This window comes from Agrobacterium sp. InxBP2 (assembly GCF_026191755.1).
GTDB classification, from domain to species: Bacteria; Pseudomonadota; Alphaproteobacteria; order Rhizobiales; family Rhizobiaceae; genus Agrobacterium; species Agrobacterium pusense.
In genome coordinates this window covers 143,926-165,188 of sequence record NZ_JAINDY010000028.1, presented here as the reverse complement: position 1 = coordinate 165,188, position 21,263 = coordinate 143,926, and the positions used below count along the sequence as shown (strand labels likewise).

The window sequence follows — 21,263 nt, the reverse complement described above, 5'->3', positions numbered from 1 at the left end:
TTGCGATGGTAAGTCAAACAACTGCTGCAGCGATCAAACAGATGCTCGAAAATACCGAGCGCGACGGTTTGCTGGCAATCGAAGGCATCCGAAAGGAGTTTCCCGGCGTCGTCGCTCTCGATGATGTCAGGCTGCGGGTGCGGCCCGGAACTGTTCATGCACTGATGGGTGAAAATGGCGCTGGAAAGTCCACGCTGATGAAAATCATCGCGGGGATCTACCAACCAGACGCCGGTGAAATCAGGCTGCGCGGATTACCTGTTACGTTGAAATCCCCGCTTGACGCCCTCGAGCAGGGCGTTGCCATGATCCATCAGGAACTGGCGCTGATGAACTCGATGACCGTGGCGGAAAATATCTGGATACGCCGCGAACCGAAAAATCGCTTTGGTCTTATCGATCATTCAAATATGGCCAAGATGACTGAGGATCTGTTTTCGCGTCTCAACATTAAGCTCGATCCGAAGGCTCAGGTTTCCGAACTCACCGTTGCGCAGAAACAAATGGTCGAGATCGCCCGTGCGGTCAGCTATGAATCCTCGATCCTGATCATGGACGAGCCAACCTCGGCGTTGACCGATCGCGAAGTGGAGCACCTTTTCGCAATCATTCGCGATCTTCGCTCTCGCGGTATTGGTATAGTTTACATCACTCACAAGATGAATGAACTCTTTGAGATTGCCGACGAATTCACAGTCTTTCGAGACGGAAAATACGTTGGCACCCATTCTTCCAAGGATGTGACGCGCGACGACATTATTCGCATGATGGTCGGCCGCGAGATCACCGACATGTTCCCGAAAGTCGATTGCCCCATCGGCGACGTGATCCTGGAAGTAAAGAACCTGACAATCCCGGGCGTCTTTTACGACATCTCCTTTTCAGTCCGCCGCGGCGAGATCCTCGGGCTCGCGGGATTGGTGGGTTCAAAACGTTCGAACGTCGCGGAGGCTCTTTTTGGTGTCACACCGGCGAGTTCAGGTGAAATTTTGATCGACGGCAAGATCGCAGCGATATCGAATCCAAGCGACGCGATGGCTTCTGGACTGGCGTTCCTGACTGAGGACCGCAAGGAGACGGGCTGTTTCCTGACGTTGAACTGCCTCGAGAACATCCAGTCTGCCCTCATCACACGCTCGCACGTCAAGGCTGGGTTCGTCGATCAATCCACCGTCACAAAACTGGCCGAGGAGATGGCCGCCAAACTTCGCGTCAAGACCCCGAATTTGCATGAGACGGTCGAAAATCTGTCCGGAGGAAACCAGCAAAAGCTGCTGATCGCGCGTTGGCTCCTGACGAATCCCCGGATCCTCATCCTCGACGAGCCAACCCGCGGCATCGATGTTGGCGCCAAATCCGAAATCCACAGACTGATCACCGGCCTGGCTGCCGAAGGCGTCGCCGTACTGATGATTTCGTCGGAACTGCCGGAGGTGTTGGGCATGAGCGATCGGATCATGGTCATGCACGAAGGTCACGTGGCCGGATTCCTTGATCGCGCCGATGCAACACAAGTGAAAATTATGGACCTTGCTGCCCGATAACGGCGGGAAAGGGAGGAAACTATGAACACCATCACCCAATCTACTGCGCCGACCTTGACCACAAAACGTCGGTTACCGGCTGAGCTGACAATATTCCTGGTTCTGATCGGGATTTCGCTGACTTTTGAAATCCTCGGGTGGATTTTGCAGGGGCAGAGCTTTCTCGGGAATACGCAACGTCTTTCAATTATGATTCTTCAGGTTTCGGTGATCGGCATCATCGCGATCGGCGTCACTCAGGTCATCATTTCAGACGGTATTGATCTGAGCTCGGGCTCGATCGTTGGCGCAACCGCAATGATCTCGATGAGTCTCGCACAGGCCGGCACCTATGAACGTGCCCTTTACCCCCATTTAACCGACTTGCCGGTTATTGTGCCAGTAGCAGTCGGTCTTTTGGTCGGGGTTGTTTGCGGCGGCATCAATGGAGTGCTGATCGCCTATACGCGTATACCTCCCTTTATCGCCACGCTGGGCATGATGGTGACAGCGCGCGGTTTTGCGAAGTGGTACACCAAAGGGCAACCGATTAGCTTCCCGACCGACAGTTTCGCCATGATCGGCAAAGGTCTCGCGCCTGTTTTGATCTTTCTGGGCGTGGCCGCCGTCATGCACGTCGTGTTGCGCTACACACGCTACGGCAAATTCACCTATGCCATAGGGGCAAATCGTCAGGCCGCTCGGGTTTCGGGTATCGACGTCGAACGCCACACCGTCAAGGTCTATGCCGTTGCTGGCCTACTGTCGGCACTGGCTGGTATCGTGGTGGCCTCGCGAGGTCTAACCGCACAAGCCGGCATGGGCATGAGCTACGAGCTCGACGCAATCGCGATGGCCGTAATAGGCGGCGTCTCCCTGTCGGGTGGACGCGGTTCCATTCTCGGAACGATGATCGGAATGATCATATTCGGCGTGATTATCTCGGGTTTCACCTTTCTGCGTTTGGACGCCTACTACCAGGAGATGTTAAAGGGCGTCATTATCGTCGCTGCCGTGGTGGCAGACGTCTATCGTCAGCGCAAGCGCGTTAAAAAGAGCTGATCGGGAGCGGCGACAGGCCCTTCGCGCCATCGCCTCTCGGAGCAACTTCACATCGATATTCAATACGTGAGGAACTGTAATGAAACAGCTTCTGATGACGACCGCACTTTGCCTGGTTCAGACCGTTCCGGCAATGACAAGGGATATCCGTCTCGGGGTTAACATGACCTCCTTCGCGGAGAATACGGCGCTTGGCGAAACGGTCCGGAAAGCCCTCTGTGTGCCGTTCGAGCGCATGACCCCTGAATACATGGCCAGCTACGCGACGTAGCAGCCCGGGGCGCGATCGGCTCCTCTCAACGTCGCGCCCCCCACCATTCCCTTGATCACAAGGACAAAGAAAAGGAGGCATCCATGAAGATCGCCATAGACCCGTTCATGCATCGTCATTTGAGCCTGGAGGAACTTCCCCGCAAGGTGAAGGAACTTGGCTTCGACTGGATCGAGCTATCGCCGCGCGCCGACTTTCTAGAGTGGTTCAAGGCGCCACGCGTGTTCCCCGAACGTATCAAGACACTCAAGAGATCGCTGAAGGAGGCGGATGTCGGTATCGCATCGCTGCTTCCCATGTATCGCTGGGCCTCCAATGACGAGACCGAGCGCAAGGCGGCGGTCAAGCATTGGAAGCGCGCCATCGAGATCGCCGTCGAGCTCGAAGTCGATACCATGAACTCCGAATTCGGCCGCGGACCGCACCCCGACAAGGGCTCCTGCTACTGCTGCCACACCGGCTCCATGATCGAGGCCTGCGAAGACGCCTGGTGGCGCTCGATGGAAGAACTCGTGCCGATCTTCGAGCGCGAAGGCATCCAGCTCAACATCGAGCCGCATCCGGAAGACTGGTGCGAGACCCTGCAGCCGGCGCTCGACATCATCCGCACGGTCAATTCGAATAACGTCAAGTTCCTCTATTGCGCTCCGCATACCTTCTATTTCGGCGACGACACCAAGGCTATGCTGCGCGAAGCGAAGGATGTGCTGGCGCATGTCCATGTCGGCGACACCTTCAATCACAAGGCAAGCTCGGGACTGCGCTACATCCTGAACCCTCCCGGCACGCAGGCGCGCGTGCACCAACATTTGAATATCGGCCAGGGCGAAGTGCCGTGGGAGGATTTCTTCGGCACGCTCTCCGAGATCGGCTTCGACGGCATCGTGACCTCCTGCGTCTTCGCCTGGGAGGACAGGGCGGACGAATCCGGGCGCTTCATGTGCTCTGAGATCAACAGATTTATCAACAAATACCAGAAGTGAGGTTCTTCCAATGACTTTGAGAATTGGTGTCATCGGCACCGGCGCAATCGGCCGCGAGCATGCGCGCCGCATCAACCAGGTCCTCGGCGGGGCTAGGATCGTGGCGCTAAGCGACGTAAACAGGGCGTCCGCCGAAGCCGTCAAGAAAGATATCGCACCGGATGCGGCCATCTACGACACAGGCGAAGCGCTCATCGCCGCGTCCGACGTCGATGCCGTGCTCGTCACCTCTTGGGGCGCTACCCATGAGCAATACGTTTTGGCAGCAATCGCAGCAGGTAAGCCCTGCTTCTGCGAAAAGCCCCTGGCAACGACGGCGGAAGGCGCCAAGCGCATTGTCGATGCTGAGGTAAAGCATGGCAAGCGCCTTGTGCAGGTCGGCTTCATGCGCCGCTACGACAGCGGATACGTCGCGTTGAAGAAGGCAGTCGACACGAAGATCGGGGCACCAATCATCGTGCATGCAGCGCACCGCAACCCGTCCGTTCCTGAGCAATATGTGACGCCCATGGCCATCCACGACACGCTGATCCACGAGATCGACGTGTTCCGCTGGCTGCTTGATGACGACTACGTCTCGGCGCGCGTCTTGTTTCCTCGATCCGCCGTGCGCAGCCACGCCAAGCTCAAGGACCCGCAGATCGTGATCCTGGAAACGGCGAAGGGCACGATCATCAATGTCGAGATCTTCGTGAATTGCCACTACGGCTACGACATCCAGTGCGAAGTCGTCGGCGAAGATGGTATCGCCAAGCTGCCGGAACCCCTGGCAATCCAGACACGCCTCGACGCCAGGCTTCAGAACGACATCCTGACGGATTGGAAGGATCGCTTCATCGCGAGTTACGACGTCGAGTTCCAGGACTTTATCCACGCTGCCGCCAAGGGTACCGCATCCGGCCCGACCTCCTGGGACGGCTATGTGGCCGCCATCACGTCCGATGCCTGTGTCACCGCGCAGGAGAAGGAAGGGCAGTCCGTCGCGATCGACCTGCCGGCCCGTCCGGCGCTCTATAACTGAGGTTTGTCATGCGTTTTGCGATCAACCACATCACCGCACCGAAACTCACCCTCGAGGCATTCTTCGCTGCCGCCAAAGGTATCGGGCTGACCGAGGTCGAAATCCGGAATGATCTGCCGGATGTCGTCAACACCATCGGTCCCGAAGCGGTCAAGGACGCAGCGGCAAAGGCCGGCGTGACGATCATCTCGATCAACGCGCTCTATCCCTTCAATGTCTGGTCCGGCGACCTGCCGAGGCGCGCCGTCGCTTTGGCCGACTACGCCGCCGCAAGCGGTGCAGAGGCACTGGTCATGTGCCCGCTCAACGATGGCACGAAGGTCGCCTTTGATGATCTGGTCGCTGCGCTGAAAGCGATGAAGCCGATCCTCGAAGAACGCGGCCTGACCGGTCTCGTCGAGCCGCTCGGCTTTCCGATTTCGTCGCTGCGCACGAAGAAAGAAGCGCTGGAGGCCATCGAGGCTGCCGGCGGCGAAGGAGTTTACAAGCTCGTGCATGACACCTTCCACCACCACTTGGCGGGCGAGACGGAGTTCTTCCCCGAGAAGACCGGCCTCGTGCATATCTCAGGCGTCGTCGATCCGGCCGTTCCGGTATCCGAAATGCTTGATGCGCACCGCGTTCTCGTGAATGGCGCTGACCGCCTGGAAAACATCGCCCAGATCAAGGCACTCAATGCCGCTGGTTACCGAGGCCCTTACAGCTTCGAGCCCTTTGCGGAGGACGTTCACGAATTGAATGACCCGGTTGCTGCCGTGAGGGACAGCATTGGCCACATCAACCGGGCAATTTGACCCAGTCGCTCGCGGCTTTGCCGCGAGCGATCTTCTGACGCGTGTGTCTCCTGGGATGCTTGAGGAGTGAAATGGCAAAAACTTTGGATGTGATAACGGTCGGCCGCTCTTCGGTGGATCTCTATGGCGCGCAAATCGGCGGCCGGCTGGAGGACATGGGGTCGTTCCAGAAATATATTGGCGGCTCGCCCACCAACATGGCGGCAGGAACGGCGCGACTTGGCCTCAAAAGCGGTCTGATCACGCGCGTCGGCGACGAGCATATGGGACGGTTCATTCGCGAGGAGTTGCGGAAGGAAGGCGTCGATGTACGCGGGGTCAAGACTGATCCCGAGCGACTGACTGCGCTCGTCCTGCTCGGCATCCGCGATGAAGAACATTTCCCGCTGATTTTTTATCGTGAGAACTGCGCGGACATGGCGCTGTGCGAAGACGATATCGAAGAGGACTTGATTTCCGAGAGCCGCGCCCTCGTCGTGACCGGTACCCATCTCAGCCACCCGAAGACCGAAAGTGCCGTCCTCAAAGCTATCGACCTTGCCCGCAAACACGGCGCTCGCATCGGCCTCGATATCGACTATCGCCCAAACTTGTGGGGGTTGGCGGGCCATGGCGACGGAGAAAGTCGCTTCATCGAAAGTGATCGTGTCACGACGAAGCTGCAGAGCCACCTGCATCTATTCCACCTGATCGTCGGCACGGAGGAGGAATTCCATATCGCGGGCGGCTCGACCGACACGATCGCGGCACTGCGCGCGGTGCGCGAGCTCTCGCCAGCGACCCTCGTTTGCAAACGCGGCGCAGCCGGCGCGGTCGCCTTTACCGGCACGATCCCCGACAGCCTTGATGATGGCGAGCGGGGACCGGGTTTCCCGATCGAAGTCTTCAACGTTCTTGGCGCAGGAGACGGCTTCATGTCTGGCCTGATCAAGGGCTGGCTGGAAGACGCGTCCTGGCCAAGAGCACTGGAATACGCCAATGCCTGCGGTGCATTCGCCGTCAGTCGCCATGGCTGCACGCCGGCCTATCCCTCGCTCGAGGAACTGGAGTTCTTCCTCAAGCGTGGCGTGAAGGAAAAGGCGCTTCGCAAAGATGCGGAGCTGGAGCAGATCCATTGGGCGACCAACCGCCACAATGACTGGTCAACGATGCGCGTCTTTGCCTTCGACCATCGCATTCAGCTGGAAGCGATGGAAGGAGCGACATCGCAAAAGATCGGAGAATTTAAACAACTTTGTCTCAAGGCGGCGCTCGATGTTCAGAACGGAGAGGCGGGGTATGGAATTCTCTGCGACAATAGGCTTGGGCGTCAGGCGCTGCATGCAGCCTCCGGCACGGGGCTCTGGATCGGGCGACCGGTCGAGTGGCCCGGTTCGCGTCCTCTGACGCTGGAGCCCGAACTCGGGCCTGACTATGGGGCTCTAAGCGAATGGGCTCTGGAGAACGTCGTCAAGGTGCTGTGCTTCTGCCATCCGAGCGACGCTGCAGAGATGCGGGCTGAGCAGGAAGCAACCATCAGCCGCCTGTTTTCAGCGGCTCGCCGCAACCGGCTGGAATTCCTTCTTGAGATCATTCCGTCCAAGGTCGGACCCGTCGATGACGACACCACTGCTGCCCTTATCCGGCGCTTCTACGAGATCGGGATTTATCCGGACTGGTGGAAGCTTGAGCCGATGGTCAGCGCAGCCGCCTGGGACAAGACCTGCGCGGCGATCAACGACAACGACCCGAACACGCGCGGCATTGTCGTCCTCGGACTTGATGCGCCGGAAGCGGAGCTCGAGGAAAGCTTCAAAGTCGCCGCACGCTATCAACTGGTGAAAGGCTTTGCCGTTGGCCGGACCATCTTTGGTGAGGTCGCGCGTCAGTGGTTCAAGGGCGAGACAACAGACGCGGCAGCCGTTGCCGAAATGACGCGGCGATACAGCCGCCTTTGCGAGATTTGGGATGCGGCGCGCAAGGCCGCCAAGGAGAATTGATATGACAACGATCCGTTTGACCGCAGCACAGGCGATGTTCCGCTGGCTGTCGGTGCAGATGAACGAGGACGGGGAGCGCTTCATCGACGGCGTCTGGGCGATTTTCGGGCATGGAAATGTCGCTGGCATCGGCGAGGCGTTACACGGTATCCAGGAAAGACTCCCTACATGGCGCGGCCAGAACGAGCAGACCATGGCGCACGCAGCCATCGCCTACGCCAAGACGAACCGCCGCCGCAAGGCAATGGCGATCACGTCGTCGATCGGTCCGGGGGCCACCAACATGGTGACGGCGGCAGCCCTTGCCCATGTCAACCGGCTTCCCGTTCTGTTCATCCCCGGCGACGTCTTTGCCAATCGCCGACCCGATCCGGTGCTGCAGCAGATCGAAGATTTCGAGGACGGGACGATGAGCGTCACCGATTGCTTCAAGCCGGTCAGCCGTTATTTTGACCGTATTACGCGGCCGGAACACCTGTTGTCGGCCCTGCCACGTGCCATGCAGGTTATGACCGATCCTGCCAACTGCGGCCCTGTTACGCTCGCTTTCTGCCAGGACGTGCAGGCGGAGGCCTTTGACTGGCCGGAGAGCTTCTTCGAGGAGAAAACCTGGCGCATCCGCCGGCCGGAACCGGATCCGCGTGAAGTCGCCGATGTCGTCGCCGCGCTCAAGTCGGCACGAAATCCCGTGATCGTCGCCGGCGGCGGCGTCCTTTACTCTGGAGCCGAGACAGATCTTCTTAACTTCGCCAGGATGCATAACATTCCTGTCGTCGAAACCCAGGCCGGCAAGGGCGCGATCGACTGGAAGGAGAGCTTGAACTTCGGATCGCCGGGTGTGACCGGGACCGATTGTGGCAACAAGATTGCGGCTAATGCCGACCTCATCCTCGGTGTCGGTACCCGCTTCCAGGATTTCACCACCGGCAGTTGGACAGCTTTCGCCAACCCGGCGCGCAAGCTTGTCTCGATCAATCTTGCCGGTTATGACGCTGCAAAGCACGGCGCTATTCCGCTTGTCTCAGATGCCAAGGTTGCGCTCTCACGATTGTCCGCAGGACTGGCTAGCCACCGGTTTGAAGATCCTGACTATGCCGCGCGCGATGCATGGTTCCGGTTGTCCGACGGCGCCCTCGCCGCCCCGAACCCAGAGAGTGCGAACTTCCTGCCATCGGATGCCCATGTCATCGGCGCCGTGTTGCGCCAAGCCAAGGAGAACACTGTCGCAATGTGTGCCGCCGGCACCATGCCGGGGGCGCTGCAGGTGCTGTGGCGGGCAGCCACAAATGGCTACCATATGGAATACGGCTACTCCTGCATGGGTTACGAGGTAGCAGGTGCCTTCGGCATCAAGCTTGCGGATAAGGCCAAGGATGTCGTCTGCTTCGTCGGCGACGGCTCCTACATGATGGCCAACTCCGAGCTGGCGACGGCCGTGATGATGCGTGTCCCGTTCACGATCGTGCTGACCGACAACCGCGGTTACGGCTGCATTAATCGCCTGCAGCAGGAATGCGGCGGGGCCGAATTCAATAATATGTACAAGGACAGCAATATCGAAGTGCAGCCGGAGATCGACTTCGTGGCACATGCGGCCTCAATGGGCGCCCATGCCATGAAGGTGTCGGGCATCGCCGCGCTCGAAACCGAGTTGGTCGCCGCTCGCGACCGCAACATCCCGACCGTCATCGTCATCGACACCGAAGCCGAAACCGGCGCTGGCATCGGCGGCGGCTGGTGGGACGTCGCGGTTCCCGAAGTCGGCAACACCGAAAAACTGAAGAAGGCGCGCGCACACTATGAAGCCAACACCGCTCGCCAGCGGATCAATTGACGCTTCGAATGCCTGAAAGGACTGAACCATGATACTCTACGGAACCAACCCTATCGCCTGGTCCAATGACGACGATCAGACAATCGGCGCGCATCTGTCGCTGGAAGATTGCCTTTCCGATTGCCGCAAGATCGGCTTTGACGGCATCGAGAAAGGACACAAGATGCCGAACGAAGGCAAGGCGCTAAAGGCCAAGCTCGGCGAATTTGGCCTGCGCTTCGTCGGCGGATGGCATTCGACCAATCTCCTGATCAATGACATCGCGACCGAGATCAAAGCATTGCAGACCTTCATCGACATGACCAAGGCGGCCGGTGGCGACCACATTAATGCGTGCGAGTGCTCTAATACCGTCCATGGCAGCGACGGCACGCCGGTGAACAATCGCCCAATCATGACCGATGAGCAGTGGACGCGATTTTCCGAGGGCTACGAGGCGCTCTCCAAGCACGCAGCAGAACAGGGCGTGAAGATGGGTTATCACCATCACATGGGCACGATCATCGAAAGCGCGGCCGACATCGACCGCTTCATGGCGATGGCCGGTCCCTATACCCGCCTGCTGCTCGACACGGGTCATTGCACCTTCGGCGGCGCGGACCCTCTGGAGGTGGCAAACAAGTACATGGGTCGCGTAACGCACATCCATGCAAAGAACATCCGTCCCGAGATCATGAAGCAGGTTCGCACGGAGAACCTCTCCTTCCTCGAGGGTGTGCGCCGCGGTGTCTTCACCGTGCCTGGTGATCCGGATGGCTGCGTCGACTTCGCGCCGGTTCTCAGGGTCGCCGCCGCCCACGATTATTCCGGATGGTTGGTGATCGAGGCCGAGCAGGACAGCGCCGTTCGAGAACCTTTCCTCTACCAGTACATGGGTTTGAACGCACTGAAATCGATCTCCCGCGAGGTCGGGCTGGATAGGGCCGCAGCCTGAACAGGCAACGCAAACAAACAGGAAAAATCATCATGAGCCATCTTCTGCGCCGGCCGTTCGGCGGCCACGGCAAGGTTCACGAAATCACCCCGCAGTCGGCGGGGTGGCGGTATGTCGGATTCAATCTTTATCGCCTGCGCGACGGGGAAGCCATTAGCGAGGCAACCGGTAGCATGGAAGCAATACTGGTGATGGTTGAAGGCAAGGCCCATTTTACTGCCGATGGGGAGGACTGGGGCGAGCTTGGCGAGCGGATGAACGTTTTCGAAAAAACGCCACCGCATTGTCTCTATCTCCCGAACGGTTCGCATTGGGCGGCACAGGCGACGACGGATTGCACGATCGCGGTTTGCCTAGCGCCCGGCAAACGTGGGCATCCTGCCCGCAAAATCGGGCCTGATGGTATCAAGCTCACTCCACGGGGAGTTGGCTCCAACCAGCGACACATCAATAACATTGCCATGGAGGCCGAAGATTATTGCGACAGCCTGCTCGTCACGGAGGTTTTCACGCCGGCCGGCAACTGGTCTTCCTATCCGAGCCATCGACATGACGAGGATGACTACCCTCGCATCACCTACCTGGAGGAAACCTATTATCACCGACTGAACCCGGCAAGCGGCTTCGGAATTCAGCGCGTCTACACTGATGATCGCAGGCTCGATGAGACCATCGCCGTTTCGGATGGTGATGTCGTGCTTGTGCCGCGCGGTCATCATCCGTGTGGTGCACCGCACGGGTTCGAAATGTACTATCTCAACGTGATGGCAGGACCAGTGCGCAAGTGGCGTTTTGTACCCGACCCCGCTGTCGAATGGATCATGGAACGCGATGCCCGAAAAGTCTGATCATAGAGGTCAGAGTACAAGCGCCCCCGAGGATTTCGAGAACCTTTCTGCGAGAATCCGCGCACGGTATATCTCACTCCCAAAACGCCTCGCGGCAATTGCGCGTTACGTTCTGGATTCCCCGGATGATGTTGCGCTGAACTCTGCAACGGATATCGCGGCGGCGGCACATGTCACACCATCAGCATTGATACGGTTCGCGCAACTATTCGGCTATGACGGCTTTGCTGCGGTCCAGGCAATCGCTCGCGACGCCCTGCGCCAAAAGGTCTCAGGGCGCCCTGGAAGGAATGATACACAAGCTGTCGAGCGGAACGGAGGGCCGGATGACCGCTTTTTTGGTAGGGCGATTGACGCCTGTCACCACGTGCTGGATGATCTTTTGAGCGCGGTCAGGACAACGGATATCCAGATTGCTGCCCGTATCATCGCCCGCGCCAATTGCATGTTTGTCATCGGGCGGGGAAGCGCCTTCCCCGTTGCGGTCGCCATGGAACACGTCCTCGTCCGGTCGAAAATCAAAACGATCCTGTTGACTGATGTTACCGGCGGAGAAGCACAGTTGACCTGTGCGGCACCAGGCGATGCGGCAGTCGTTATCGCCTGTGGCGCTGACGCTGACCAGGTTGCAGGTCTGGCATCCACACTTGTGCAGCAGGGCGTCCCCGTCATCGCAATGACGGATACGAGCCTTTCACGTTTGGCTGAACTCGCATCTGCCCGTCTCACTCTCCCAAGTACGGAAATGAACGCCACGCTGATATCTATTGCCGGTATCGCACTCGGTGAGGTCCTCGCCTCCAGCGTAAGCCTGTTGCGCAACGGGAAGCAGTGCCTAACATAACGACTATCGGACCCGTCTTGCGGTCATTCAGACAACCCTGCTTTCCTGAAGTCGATATCGAGCGCTGCACGGATCGCATCAAGTGTTTTCATCGTGTCAAGTGATGCATCAAGCGGTCTGCAAGGACTTTCAAGGTCGCCGTCGCTGATACTGTAAGCGACCCCAGCAGCCTGATGGTAGAGCCCTTCGAAATGCGCGCCACGAGGTTCTGCGTATTTCAACCTGACAGTCCCGTCCAGCGACCACACTTCGAACGCGCCTGGCAAATGGAACTCGTTGACAAACCGGATCGAGCCCTCCGTGCCGACCATGGTCGCGCCGGTTGGCGTAAACCCATAAAGGGTCGTTGCCATGGTCCCCTGGCAGCCCCGGGAATTCATCATGGCGACAGCCAGCTGCCCATTCACTCCGGCCGGATCGGGACTTGCAACGCCGACGACCTTGGAAGGAACGCCAAGCAGCTTGCTTATTAACGACACTGGATACGTACCTAGATCAAGCAGCGGCCCGCCCGCCAGTTTTGGGTTGAAGATGCGGTGCTCACGCGGAAGATACTCGCCATATTCCGTGTAGACCGATTTGATGTCCCCAATAACGCCCGCATCAAGGACCTGCTGGACAATGTCGAATTTCGGCAGGAAATACGTCCAGAGCGCTTCTGCAAAAAAGACGCCTTTCTTACGAGCAGCAGTGACCATTTCGGCAGCCTGGGCATGATTCAGCGCCATCGGCTTTTCGACGAGCACGTGCTTACCGGCGTTGATCGCGAGCAGGACGTGCTCATGGTGCCAACCATGTGGGGTAGCCACATAGATGATATCGATATCGAGTGCTTGAACGAGCGCCTCGTAACTTCCATAAGCGTTCTCGACACCCCACTCAGATGCAAACCGCTTGGCAGTTTCTTCCGATCTCGAACCCACGGCCGCGATTACTTGCCGAGTGTGTGCCTTTACCGATTCTGTGAACTTTGCCGCTATCCAGCCAGTCCCCAAAATGCCCCAGCGCAGTGGAGGAGCGTCCAGGGGTGCTCGCAATCGGGACGGTGGAAGAGCGGTTGGAAATGTCATCTTAAATCTCCTCAAAAAGCCTCTCGATTGCTCAGGACGCCGTCTGTTCCCACTGGCCCGTTGCCAGAGACCGCTCCATGGCGTCAATAATCTGTTCGTTGGCGAGCCCGAATTCGAAATTTGGGTAACAGTCGGCATCGCGCATGATGCCTTCGATCAGGTCACGTACCTCGATAACCTTGACGTCGAAGTAGCCGAGGCCACCGCCAGCGAAATCAAAGCCGAAAAATGCCGAAAACTGCGGTACTTGGCTTCCCGCTAGGATCGTCTTGAATCCACGGTCAGGCTTTGGGTCGTTGAAACGCGATATCTTCAGCTCGTTGAAGCGCTCTCCGTCCATGATGATCGTGCCCTCTGTGCCGGATATTTCCCAGTAGACGCCAAAGACCTTGCCGGCAGCTACGCGGGATGCCTCAATGGTGCCACCTGCGCCCGATTTGAAGCGGACCAGCGCCTGGATCTGATCCTCGTTCTCGACCATCGCGCGAGGCGCATCATTGCCCGCCTTTGCACCGTAACCCGAACCAGCCCGGGGCACGGGCCTCGTTGGAAAAAACGTCTGACTTTGGGCGATGACGCTTTCAACCGGACCCAGCAGATATTGTGCAACGGAAATAACGTGGCTGCCGAGATCGCCCAGCGCCCCTGATCCTGCATCGCGACGCGTACAGCGCCACGAAAATGGCAAATCGGGATCATTGAAAAAGCCTTGATCGAACCAGCCGCGAAAGCGCATGGGCTGTCCGATATCGCCTCTGTCGATCAATTGCTTGGCCAACATTGCCGCCGGTGTCTTGATGTTGTTGAAGGCGACCATCGTCTTGACGCCTTTTTTTCGGGCAGCTGCAGCCATTTGCTCTGCCTCTGCCAGCGTCACGGAAAGTGGCTTTTCGCAGTAGACGTGCTTGCCTGCTTCTATCGCTGCAAGCGCCATTTCATGGTGCATGACGTTTGGCGAGGTGATGTCGACGATGTCGACGTTGGGATCCTCAACCAGTCGCCGCCAGTCTCCGGTGCTTTTCTCGAAACCATATCGGGCGGCGGCATCGGCAGCCATTTCATCGCTCGCATCGGCGAGCATATAGAGATGCGGGATGGCCGCCAGGTCACGATACAGCACGCCAGCACGACGGTAGGCGTCCGCATGGGCCTGGCCCATGAAGCCTGAACCGATCAGGCCGATATTGAGTTTTTTTGGGGTCATGGCCTCTCTTCCTTTCAATCTGGTCTAGCTGCTAAAAGGTCGTGCATGTGAAGGAAGGCGCGAGTGACGGCAGGACGCGGCGGCGCTTGGGCGGGATCCTGCTCAGCCTCCACCACGAGCCAGCCCTTGTAGCCGCCGCGAACAAAGCGCACGATCGGACTGAAATCGACGTTACCATCGCCAGGAACGGTGAACATGCCGGCACGAACACCGTCGTTAAAGCTGAGGTCGCGGCTGCGAACATCCGTCATCACGGGAGTGCGCATATCCTTGAGATGAATGTGGTTGATGCGATCGCCGAAACGTTCGATCAGCCGTGCGTACTCGAAACCACCACCGGCGGCATGGCCGGTATCGAGCAGAAGCCCAGCCTCCGCTCCGGTCTTGTCAAAGAGCGACGAAATCTCGTCGAAGGTCTCTGCGACCATCATCAGGTGGTGATGATAGGCGAGCACCAGCCCGTATTCTCCGCCAAGCCGCTTGCCGAACTCTGTCAGTCTCGCGGCGTAACCGCCAATATCATCCGCCGGCATGGTCAGGCGTTTTGACATCGGCGCATCGAGCGGCGCGCCTGGTGTCATCATCGCCACCTCGCCATAGACAAGCACACTGCTGCCCATGTCCCGCAGCAGGGCAGCGTGCGCGGCGACGCTTGCCATCTCCGCATCGACGCCGCGCTCGGCAAGTTCGCCGGAATACCAGCCTGATGCGAGTTGCAGGTCGCGGCTGTCCAGAAGCGGACGAAGCACGGCGGCGTCTCGGGGGAACTTGCGACCCAGCTCTACGCCTTGGTAACCGATTGCTGCCGCATCGTTCAGGCAGGTTTCAAGCGATATGTCGCGTCCGAGATCCTCAAGCACGTCATTTACCCATGACAACGGGCTGACGGCAATTCTGACACCTTCTGGCAGGAGATCGGTGGTTGTCATGGTCGTTACCTTCCTTTCTCAAGGATGCCAGTCGGAACTGATGTGGACGGGTGAGCCGGTTGTCATCGAAACGATCGCGGCCTCGGCAAGGCGTTGCGCCTCCAAGCCATCTCTTATCCCGGCGAGGGGTTTGGTACCCTTCTCGATCATATCGATGAAGGCGTGCATTTCCGCGAGATAGGCACCCGCAAAACGTTCGATGAAATAGTTCATGGGTATCGACGAATGAAAACCATTGGCGTCGGCGATCATGACGCCCCGTTGCGGGCGGTTTTCGACGTAGAGCACCTCGCTCGAGCACAGGGCCTCCAACCTCTGATCGTAACCGAATGGCGCACGCCGGCAATTTATCATCTGAACGAAGCGACCAGAAACCGATGTCAGTGTGATCATTGCCGTGTCGATATCGCCTGCCGCTTCGATTTCCGGGTCGATCAGGCTTTTTCCAACCGCGTAGACAATTGCTATTTCCTCTCCAAGAAGATAACGGGCCATGTCGAAATCATGGATCGCCTGGTCTCGAAACATCCCACCCGAACGCTCGACGTAGAAACGTGGCGGAGGCGACGGGTCGCGGGTGTGCATGACGATGTGCTCCAAGCGGCCTGCCTGACCGCTCGCGATCCTGTCACGCACCAGACGATAATCCGGATCATATCGGCGTTGAAATCCAAGTAGGCAGGCCACGCCGGCGTTTTCAACCTTGCTTGTGACATCTACGACGGTTGCAAAATCAAGGCTGACCGGTTTTTCACAGAACACGGCTTTGCCTGCCTGCGCCGCCCGCAAAAGCAGTTCCGCATGGGTATCAGTGGAACTCGCTATGACGATGCCTGCGATATCTGGGTCGGCAAAGACTTCTTCCGGCTCGCACAGCACGGCTCGGGTTTGGATTGCGAGATGCTCGCGATGCTCGCTTGCTACGGGGTCAACGATGTATTTCAGGCGCGCTGAAGGGTGAGCAGCCGCGTTCAGGGCATGCACCTGCCCAATACGGCCCGCGCCAAAGACGGCGAGCTCAATCATGTTTGTAACCTCCCTTTTTCGAAACGCCCATGACGTTCGAATGAGAAAGATGATAGCGTTAGGTTCTTGACGCGGTATTCTATTCTTGAAGAGATCTCGTCAAAATAGGGCCACCTGGAATGGGAAAGATCACCGCTAGGGACATCGCCAAGGCTGCAAATGTTTCGCTTTCCACCGTTGACCGCGTTCTTAACAATCGCGGCGGCGTCACCGACGCGAAGGAAAGACGCGTTATCGAATGGGCTCGAAAGCTCAAGATTGATCGCGCGCTCAATCAGCGGGCGGCGCGAACCCTCAGGATTGCCGTTCTGCTTCAGCGCCCCGAAAACCCGTTTCACGCCTCAGTTCAGGCAAATTTCGAGGCGGCAGCGCGAGATTTTCCGCAGTTCAATCTGCAGTTCAGAATCCATCATATCGATCCGGTAAAGCCTCGTGCAACAGCTGACCTGATCGGCAGCCTCAAGAAGACCTGCGATGGGATGGTGATTGTCAGCGCAGCCGATCCCGATATTGCTGCCGCTTTGAGAGAATTTGGCGCGTCGGGAAAGCCGGTTATCACCCTTGTCACTGACATCGCGGACTCGGACCGCTTTGCCTATGTTGGTCCCGACAACGTCAAGGCAGGCAGGATTGCCGGCGATCTGATGGGCCGCCTTCTGGGGCGAGACGGTGGAGACGTCCTTGTGATTTCCGGAATGCTCAGCATGATGGGACATGAGGAGCGTGAGACCGGATTCCGTGCCGTGCTAAACGAACGCTATTCCGATTGTCATGTGACCGAGGTGCTTGAAAGCTATGAGCGGGCTGAACTGGCTGGCGATTTGGTGTTCAGCGCCCTGAAGCGCAACAGCGCCATTCGCGGGATCTACAATGCGTCAGCTGGAGCATCAACCGTCTTGAATGCCGTGAATGCTGTAGGAAGAGCGAGTGAAATAGTGTTCATCACCCATGAATTGACCGCCGATAGACGCCAGTTGCTGCGACAGGGCTTGATCGATGTCATCATCGATCAAGGACCCGCTTTCGAGGTGCAGACTGCCATTGGTGCACTTGCGTCTTTCTTTGGGCGAGAGGAAAGACCACCCCCCTCACTCATAACGCCGGTCCAAATCCACACCATCGAAAACTGCTGATGGTCTGGCTGTTTGAGATTTCACCCCGTGATGGCGGCTTTGCCCGTCATAGAAGCCATGAAAGCCGCTCTCAGTAGATTGTAAGAGCGGGGATGAAGCTCACCGCCAGCAGGAGCAACATTGCCATGACGAAGAAGGGCACGAGTTCCCGGGTTGTCTCTCCCAGAGGAGAGCGCGCAATAGATGATGATATGAACAGGGTCGTCCCGATCGGAGGCGTGTAAAGACCGATGCCAAGGTTAATGACCATCATCATGCCCAACTGAACCCGGTCGAGCCCGATCGCATCGGCGAGCGGCACGAAGATTGGCCCGAGAAGGAGAATGGCCGGCGGCATATCGAGAGGCATGCCGACGATCAGCATGATGATGTTCATCATGAGTATGATCGCCACCGGGCTTGAGATATTGGCCGCAACCCAGTCCGCCATCTGTTGCGGTGCCTGATCGAAAGTGAGTACCCAGCCGACAGCTGCACTGCCCATGATCACCAGCATAACGACACCGGTTCCGACCCCAGCCTCGACAACATTGTCGCAAAAGCGTCTCCAGGTCAGATCGCGGTAGAAGAGCAGGCTGAGGAGAAGCGAGTAGACAACCGAAAGCACAGCCACTTCCGTTGGCGTGGCAAAACCGAAGCGCAGCAGCAGAATGATAAGGACGGGCAGGAGAATGGCCGGGAAGCTCTTGATGATAAGAAGAGCAAGCTCTCGTCTGGGAAGACGCGCATCCTCAGTCGGGTATTTGCGACGCACGGAGACATACCAGCACACGAAGACGAAGCTGGCGGCCATAATCAGACCTGGTAGAATGCCGGCGATAAACAGGTCACCCACGCTCACGCCACTGACCAGAGCATAAAGGATCATGGGGATCGACGGCGGGATCAAAACGTCGATAACCGAGGACGTTGCATTGTTTGCGGCACAGAGGGCTGGCGGGAACCCATGCTTTTTCTGCCAGGGGATAAGAACGGAGCCGAGGGCACTAGCGTTGGCCACGGCGGAGCCCGAAACGCCGCCGAAAACAACGGAGGACACGACGGTCGTCGACAGAGGGCCGCCGCGCCAGCGCTGCATGGCTTTGGACGCCAGTTCGAGAAGTTGCCGTCCCAGTTCACCCCCCAGCATTAAAGTCCCCGCAAGCATAAAGAAGGGGAGCGCCAGCATCGGGAAGGATTGCGTCTGGTCGTAAACCTGCTGGGCAACGATCGAGAGCGGAATGTAGCCGTTGAAGAGGACCGCAACTCCGGCTGCGATGATGAGGGAGTAACCTACAGGAACCGCCAGCACCATCAATATACAGAAGGTTCCAATCATGATGAGGGTCATAGCGGGATCTCCACGGCTGCGAGTTCGATCCGGTATTCCCATCCCTTCTTGAAGACACGAAGGGTAGCTGCGACTGTGACCACCGATATAAGGAGTGCGCCGACGGCAAGTGCGTAGTAGCCGACGCTGTTAGGAATTCCGAGCACCGGGCTGCTCTCGACGCTGGCGATTTCAGCGACCAAGACGGACTGATAGGCAAGAACCAAGAAAGAAGCGATGCTGATGGCGCCGGACAGTGCAAAAGCACCGAGGCGGAGGTTGCCGTGCAGCTTGTCATAAAGCCATTCAACAGCCATGTGGCCTCCCATATGGGCCGCCAGCACAATTCCCGACAGGATGAACCATGGAAATATGAGCATCGGCAATTCCTGCGCAAAGGAAAAACCGCCGCTGCTGAGCATGTATCGCGCGAGAACATTGGCAGTCGTCACGATGGTCAAGGCGACACCGCTGACGATAATGACGATGCGTGAAAGATTCACGATCAGTCGCGCAATGGGGTCGATCAAATTGTAGAGAACTAGCATTGGAACCTCCGGCCCGGCTGGATAATCAACCGCGGGCGGCGGCTTCAATCTGCTTCACAAAGTCGCCAAAAGGCTTTTTCTTCCAGTTGTCTGCAACGGAAGCGGTAGCCTTTACAAAGGCCTCCCGGTCGACGTCCACCACTTCGATATTGCTGTTCTTTTTGAAAGCCTCCAGCACCTGGGCTGACTTCTGGAAGGACAGCTCGCGTTGAAGCCCACCCGCTTCCTCCGCTGCTGCCTTCACCGCTTCCAGATCCGCACCGAGACGGGCTTGCGCGATCTTTGACATCAGGAAGGGCGTCGATTCCCACTTGTGGGCCGTTAGGCTGATGAAGCGATTGACTTCGAACAGCTTGGAGCTTTCGATGTTGGCGAGCGGGTTTTCCTGTCCGTCGACAACGCCCTGCTGGAGCGCGATATAAAGTTCGCCGAAAGCAATCTGCTCAGTACTGGCGCCGAGAGACTGGAAGATGTCGATTGTCATCGGATCGGCGGGTGTCCGGATTTTCATACCCTTGACATCGGAAGGTGTCACGACCTTGCGCTTGGAATTGGTGAGATGACGAATGCCGTTGTCCCACCAGCCGAGCGGCACGATCCCCACGGCTTCGAACCGCTTGTTGAGATCCTCACCGACCGAGCCGGATAGAACACGCGAGGCCGCATCAGTATCCTTGAACAGAAAGGGTAACCCAAGCGCGGCGAGTTCGGGCACGACGGCAGAGGTCGCGCCCTGGCTATTGGCGGTAAAATCCAATGCGCCGGTACGCAGGCTTGTCAGCATTGCGGAATCGCTACCAAGTGTCTCGGCTCCGGCTACGTTGATCCTGACACGCCCATCGGTCTTCTCGGCGACCAGCTCTGCAAACTTCGACGCGGCCAGCGTGCGCGGATTGCCTGGAGCCGCACCGTGGCCGAGGGTGAGGGTGGTTGCCGCTCGCGCAGGGCGAATTCCTGCTACGAGCGCCGGGGCTGCAAAAGCTGCCGTTGCCGATGCCAGAAACATTCGCCTGTTGATTTCTAAGGTCATGATTTCCTCCGCTTTAGTTTTGATAAAGTAGACTTGCAATGGATGGGGCCCCTCCTCCAGGGCTACCCATCCAGCTACTCGGGACCCGCGCGTCCAATAGAATAAGTTTGTCCGGACCGGCAGCCCACAGGGGGCCGCCTTCGTCCTCGATCAGTGGATCAAAGACCCGCCGTTCACATCCACTTCAGTGCCCGTGCAATAGGCGGCCAGATCTGAGGCAAGGAACAGCGCGCAGCCTGCAACGTCGGACGCCTCACCCGGACGGCCCAGGGGAATTCCTTCGACAATTTTTTCCAGCATGTCCGGCGTCAGCCTGCCTGCGGTGATATCGGTTGCAATGAAGCCCGGGCAAATTGCGTTGACGCGGATGTTGGATGCTGCCAGCTCGCGCGCCATAGCCTTCGTCAATCCCAACACGCCGGCCTTGGCGGCTGAATAGTGTGGTCCGCCAAAAATACCCCCGCCGCGTTGGGCCGAGACAGAGCTGAGATTGACAATAGATCCGGATCTCTTGCCCCGCATGGCGGGGATAACAGCCTGGCTCATGTAGAGCGTGCCCCGCAGATTCACATCCAGAACCGCATCGTAATTCGATGGGCCGATATCCATGATCTTCAACGGCTGTGTGATGCCCGCATTGTTGACAAGAACATCGATCTGGCCCCACAGCTTGAGCAATTCCCCTGCAGCAGCCTCACATGCGGCCTTGTCAGTTACATCGCACGCAAGACCGACATGACCTTGTCCCAAATCGACTGCCGCTGTATTGGCAGCTTCCGGATCGAGATCCAGAATGGCAACGGTTGCGCCATGTTCGGCAAACAGTCTGGCGGTAGCCTTACCAAGACCGCGTGCGGAAGCAGCGCCAGTCACGATGGCGAACTTGTTCTTCAAAAGGCCCATGAGCCTCTCCCTCCCTGT

Annotated in this window: 20 protein-coding genes; 12 read left to right on the top strand and 8 right to left on the bottom strand. The window is 58.1% G+C overall.

The features are described from left to right. Positions 1-5 precede the first annotated feature (5 nt). The 11 genes from K7A42_RS12210 (at position 6) to K7A42_RS12160 (ending at position 12,093) form a co-directional block, all read left to right on the top strand. On the top strand, positions 6-1,544 hold the full coding sequence (locus tag K7A42_RS12210; RefSeq protein WP_220360211.1) for a sugar ABC transporter ATP-binding protein: 1,539 nt from the start codon (positions 6-8) through the stop codon (positions 1,542-1,544). A 21-nt stretch (positions 1,545-1,565) separates the two neighbouring features. Beyond that, the gene (locus K7A42_RS12205; protein ID WP_220360212.1) at positions 1,566-2,585 is read left to right on the top strand and encodes an ABC transporter permease; all 1,020 of its coding nucleotides are present in this window, start codon (positions 1,566-1,568) and stop codon (positions 2,583-2,585) included. Between the two features lie 79 nt (positions 2,586-2,664). Further along, the gene (locus tag K7A42_RS12200; RefSeq protein WP_220360213.1) at positions 2,665-2,856 is read left to right on the top strand and encodes a hypothetical protein; all 192 of its coding nucleotides are present in this window, start codon (positions 2,665-2,667) and stop codon (positions 2,854-2,856) included. An 83-nt stretch (positions 2,857-2,939) separates the two neighbouring features. Then, the gene (locus tag K7A42_RS12195) at positions 2,940-3,839 is read left to right on the top strand and encodes a sugar phosphate isomerase/epimerase family protein (protein ID WP_282455259.1); all 900 of its coding nucleotides are present in this window, start codon (positions 2,940-2,942) and stop codon (positions 3,837-3,839) included. A gap of 10 nt (positions 3,840-3,849) precedes the next feature. Further along, positions 3,850-4,860 (top strand): Gfo/Idh/MocA family protein, encoded by a 1,011-nt coding sequence (locus K7A42_RS12190; RefSeq protein WP_220360215.1) that lies wholly within the window; start codon positions 3,850-3,852, stop codon positions 4,858-4,860. 8 nt (positions 4,861-4,868) lie between these two features. Further along, the gene (locus K7A42_RS12185) at positions 4,869-5,654 is read left to right on the top strand and encodes a TIM barrel protein (protein ID WP_282455258.1); all 786 of its coding nucleotides are present in this window, start codon (positions 4,869-4,871) and stop codon (positions 5,652-5,654) included. Between the two features lie 71 nt (positions 5,655-5,725). Next, complete coding sequence (locus K7A42_RS12180; RefSeq protein WP_282455257.1) at positions 5,726-7,633, top strand: bifunctional 5-dehydro-2-deoxygluconokinase/5-dehydro-2-deoxyphosphogluconate aldolase; 1,908 nt, start codon at positions 5,726-5,728, stop codon at positions 7,631-7,633. A 1-nt stretch (position 7,634) separates the two neighbouring features. Beyond that, positions 7,635-9,467, top strand: a complete 1,833-nt coding sequence (gene iolD, locus K7A42_RS12175; RefSeq protein ID WP_282455256.1) for a 3D-(3,5/4)-trihydroxycyclohexane-1,2-dione acylhydrolase (decyclizing) — start codon at positions 7,635-7,637, stop codon at positions 9,465-9,467. A 28-nt stretch (positions 9,468-9,495) separates the two neighbouring features. Beyond that, positions 9,496-10,401, top strand: coding sequence for a myo-inosose-2 dehydratase (iolE, locus tag K7A42_RS12170; protein WP_282455255.1), 906 nt, complete (start codon positions 9,496-9,498; stop codon positions 10,399-10,401). A 32-nt stretch (positions 10,402-10,433) separates the two neighbouring features. Then, the gene (gene iolB, locus K7A42_RS12165) at positions 10,434-11,249 is read left to right on the top strand and encodes a 5-deoxy-glucuronate isomerase (protein WP_220360220.1); all 816 of its coding nucleotides are present in this window, start codon (positions 10,434-10,436) and stop codon (positions 11,247-11,249) included. Continuing rightward, positions 11,233-12,093: a MurR/RpiR family transcriptional regulator gene (locus tag K7A42_RS12160; RefSeq protein WP_282455254.1), complete on the top strand. Its 861-nt coding sequence runs from the start codon at positions 11,233-11,235 to the stop codon at positions 12,091-12,093. The genes iolB and K7A42_RS12160 overlap by 17 nt, the downstream gene beginning before the upstream one ends. A gap of 23 nt (positions 12,094-12,116) precedes the next feature. Here K7A42_RS12160 and K7A42_RS12155 read toward each other — a convergent pair whose 3' ends face one another. The 4 genes from K7A42_RS12155 to iolG are packed head-to-tail and all read right to left on the bottom strand — an operon-like array spanning position 12,117 to position 16,322. Then, positions 12,117-13,163 (bottom strand): Gfo/Idh/MocA family protein, encoded by a 1,047-nt coding sequence (locus K7A42_RS12155; RefSeq protein WP_220360222.1) that lies wholly within the window; start codon positions 13,161-13,163, stop codon positions 12,117-12,119. A gap of 31 nt (positions 13,164-13,194) precedes the next feature. Next, the gene (locus K7A42_RS12150) at positions 13,195-14,367 is read right to left on the bottom strand and encodes a Gfo/Idh/MocA family protein (protein WP_220360223.1); all 1,173 of its coding nucleotides are present in this window, start codon (positions 14,365-14,367) and stop codon (positions 13,195-13,197) included. Between the two features lie 14 nt (positions 14,368-14,381). Beyond that, the gene (iolE, locus tag K7A42_RS12145; protein WP_220360224.1) at positions 14,382-15,296 is read right to left on the bottom strand and encodes a myo-inosose-2 dehydratase; all 915 of its coding nucleotides are present in this window, start codon (positions 15,294-15,296) and stop codon (positions 14,382-14,384) included. Between the two features lie 18 nt (positions 15,297-15,314). Beyond that, on the bottom strand, positions 15,315-16,322 hold the full coding sequence (iolG, locus tag K7A42_RS12140; protein ID WP_174000423.1) for an inositol 2-dehydrogenase: 1,008 nt from the start codon (positions 16,320-16,322) through the stop codon (positions 15,315-15,317). Positions 16,323-16,441: 119 nt separating this feature from the next. Here iolG and K7A42_RS12135 point away from each other — a divergent pair, with 119 nt between their 5' ends. Then, entirely contained in the window at positions 16,442-17,455 is a 1,014-nt protein-coding gene (locus K7A42_RS12135) for a LacI family DNA-binding transcriptional regulator (protein WP_220360226.1), read from the top strand. A gap of 70 nt (positions 17,456-17,525) precedes the next feature. On the opposite strand, the gene K7A42_RS12130 is transcribed toward K7A42_RS12135, so the two are convergent. From K7A42_RS12130 to K7A42_RS12115, 4 genes are all read right to left on the bottom strand, one after another. Further along, a complete protein-coding gene (locus tag K7A42_RS12130; RefSeq protein ID WP_220360227.1) occupies positions 17,526-18,785 on the bottom strand; it encodes a TRAP transporter large permease subunit in 1,260 nt (419 codons plus the stop codon). Next, on the bottom strand, positions 18,782-19,360 hold the full coding sequence (locus K7A42_RS12125) for a TRAP transporter small permease (RefSeq protein WP_223217015.1): 579 nt from the start codon (positions 19,358-19,360) through the stop codon (positions 18,782-18,784). The genes K7A42_RS12130 and K7A42_RS12125 overlap by 4 nt, the downstream gene beginning before the upstream one ends. After that, complete coding sequence (locus tag K7A42_RS12120; RefSeq protein WP_282455253.1) at positions 19,338-20,342, bottom strand: TRAP transporter substrate-binding protein; 1,005 nt, start codon at positions 20,340-20,342, stop codon at positions 19,338-19,340. Before K7A42_RS12120 ends, K7A42_RS12125 begins: the two co-directional genes overlap by 23 nt. A gap of 150 nt (positions 20,343-20,492) precedes the next feature. Further along, entirely contained in the window at positions 20,493-21,245 is a 753-nt protein-coding gene (locus tag K7A42_RS12115) for an SDR family NAD(P)-dependent oxidoreductase (RefSeq protein WP_135856976.1), read from the bottom strand. Between the last annotated feature and the right edge of the window lie 18 nt (positions 21,246-21,263).

Bases quoted from the DNA above. Each gene is read 5' to 3' on its own strand.
- iolD (WP_282455256.1), top strand. From the start codon at position 7,635: ATGACAACGATCCGTTTGACCGCAGCACAGGCGATGTTCCGCTGGCTG.
- K7A42_RS12160 (WP_282455254.1), top strand. From the start codon at position 11,233: ATGCCCGAAAAGTCTGATCATAGAGGTCAGAGTACAAGCGCCCCCGAG.
- iolB (WP_220360220.1), top strand. From the start codon at position 10,434: ATGAGCCATCTTCTGCGCCGGCCGTTCGGCGGCCACGGCAAGGTTCAC.
- K7A42_RS12135 (WP_220360226.1), top strand. From the start codon at position 16,442: ATGGGAAAGATCACCGCTAGGGACATCGCCAAGGCTGCAAATGTTTCG.
- iolG (WP_174000423.1), bottom strand. From the start codon at position 16,322: ATGATTGAGCTCGCCGTCTTTGGCGCGGGCCGTATTGGGCAGGTGCAT.
- K7A42_RS12185 (WP_282455258.1), top strand. From the start codon at position 4,869: ATGCGTTTTGCGATCAACCACATCACCGCACCGAAACTCACCCTCGAG.
- K7A42_RS12195 (WP_282455259.1), top strand. From the start codon at position 2,940: ATGAAGATCGCCATAGACCCGTTCATGCATCGTCATTTGAGCCTGGAG.
- K7A42_RS12190 (WP_220360215.1), top strand. From the start codon at position 3,850: ATGACTTTGAGAATTGGTGTCATCGGCACCGGCGCAATCGGCCGCGAG.
- K7A42_RS12155 (WP_220360222.1), bottom strand. From the start codon at position 13,163: ATGACATTTCCAACCGCTCTTCCACCGTCCCGATTGCGAGCACCCCTG.
- K7A42_RS12205 (WP_220360212.1), top strand. From the start codon at position 1,566: ATGAACACCATCACCCAATCTACTGCGCCGACCTTGACCACAAAACGT.
- K7A42_RS12120 (WP_282455253.1), bottom strand. From the start codon at position 20,342: ATGACCTTAGAAATCAACAGGCGAATGTTTCTGGCATCGGCAACGGCA.
- K7A42_RS12130 (WP_220360227.1), bottom strand. From the start codon at position 18,785: ATGACCCTCATCATGATTGGAACCTTCTGTATATTGATGGTGCTGGCG.
- K7A42_RS12210 (WP_220360211.1), top strand. From the start codon at position 6: ATGGTAAGTCAAACAACTGCTGCAGCGATCAAACAGATGCTCGAAAAT.
- K7A42_RS12180 (WP_282455257.1), top strand. From the start codon at position 5,726: ATGGCAAAAACTTTGGATGTGATAACGGTCGGCCGCTCTTCGGTGGAT.
- iolE (WP_220360224.1), bottom strand. From the start codon at position 15,296: ATGACAACCACCGATCTCCTGCCAGAAGGTGTCAGAATTGCCGTCAGC.
- K7A42_RS12150 (WP_220360223.1), bottom strand. From the start codon at position 14,367: ATGACCCCAAAAAAACTCAATATCGGCCTGATCGGTTCAGGCTTCATG.
- K7A42_RS12115 (WP_135856976.1), bottom strand. From the start codon at position 21,245: ATGGGCCTTTTGAAGAACAAGTTCGCCATCGTGACTGGCGCTGCTTCC.
- K7A42_RS12200 (WP_220360213.1), top strand. From the start codon at position 2,665: ATGAAACAGCTTCTGATGACGACCGCACTTTGCCTGGTTCAGACCGTT.
- iolE (WP_282455255.1), top strand. From the start codon at position 9,496: ATGATACTCTACGGAACCAACCCTATCGCCTGGTCCAATGACGACGAT.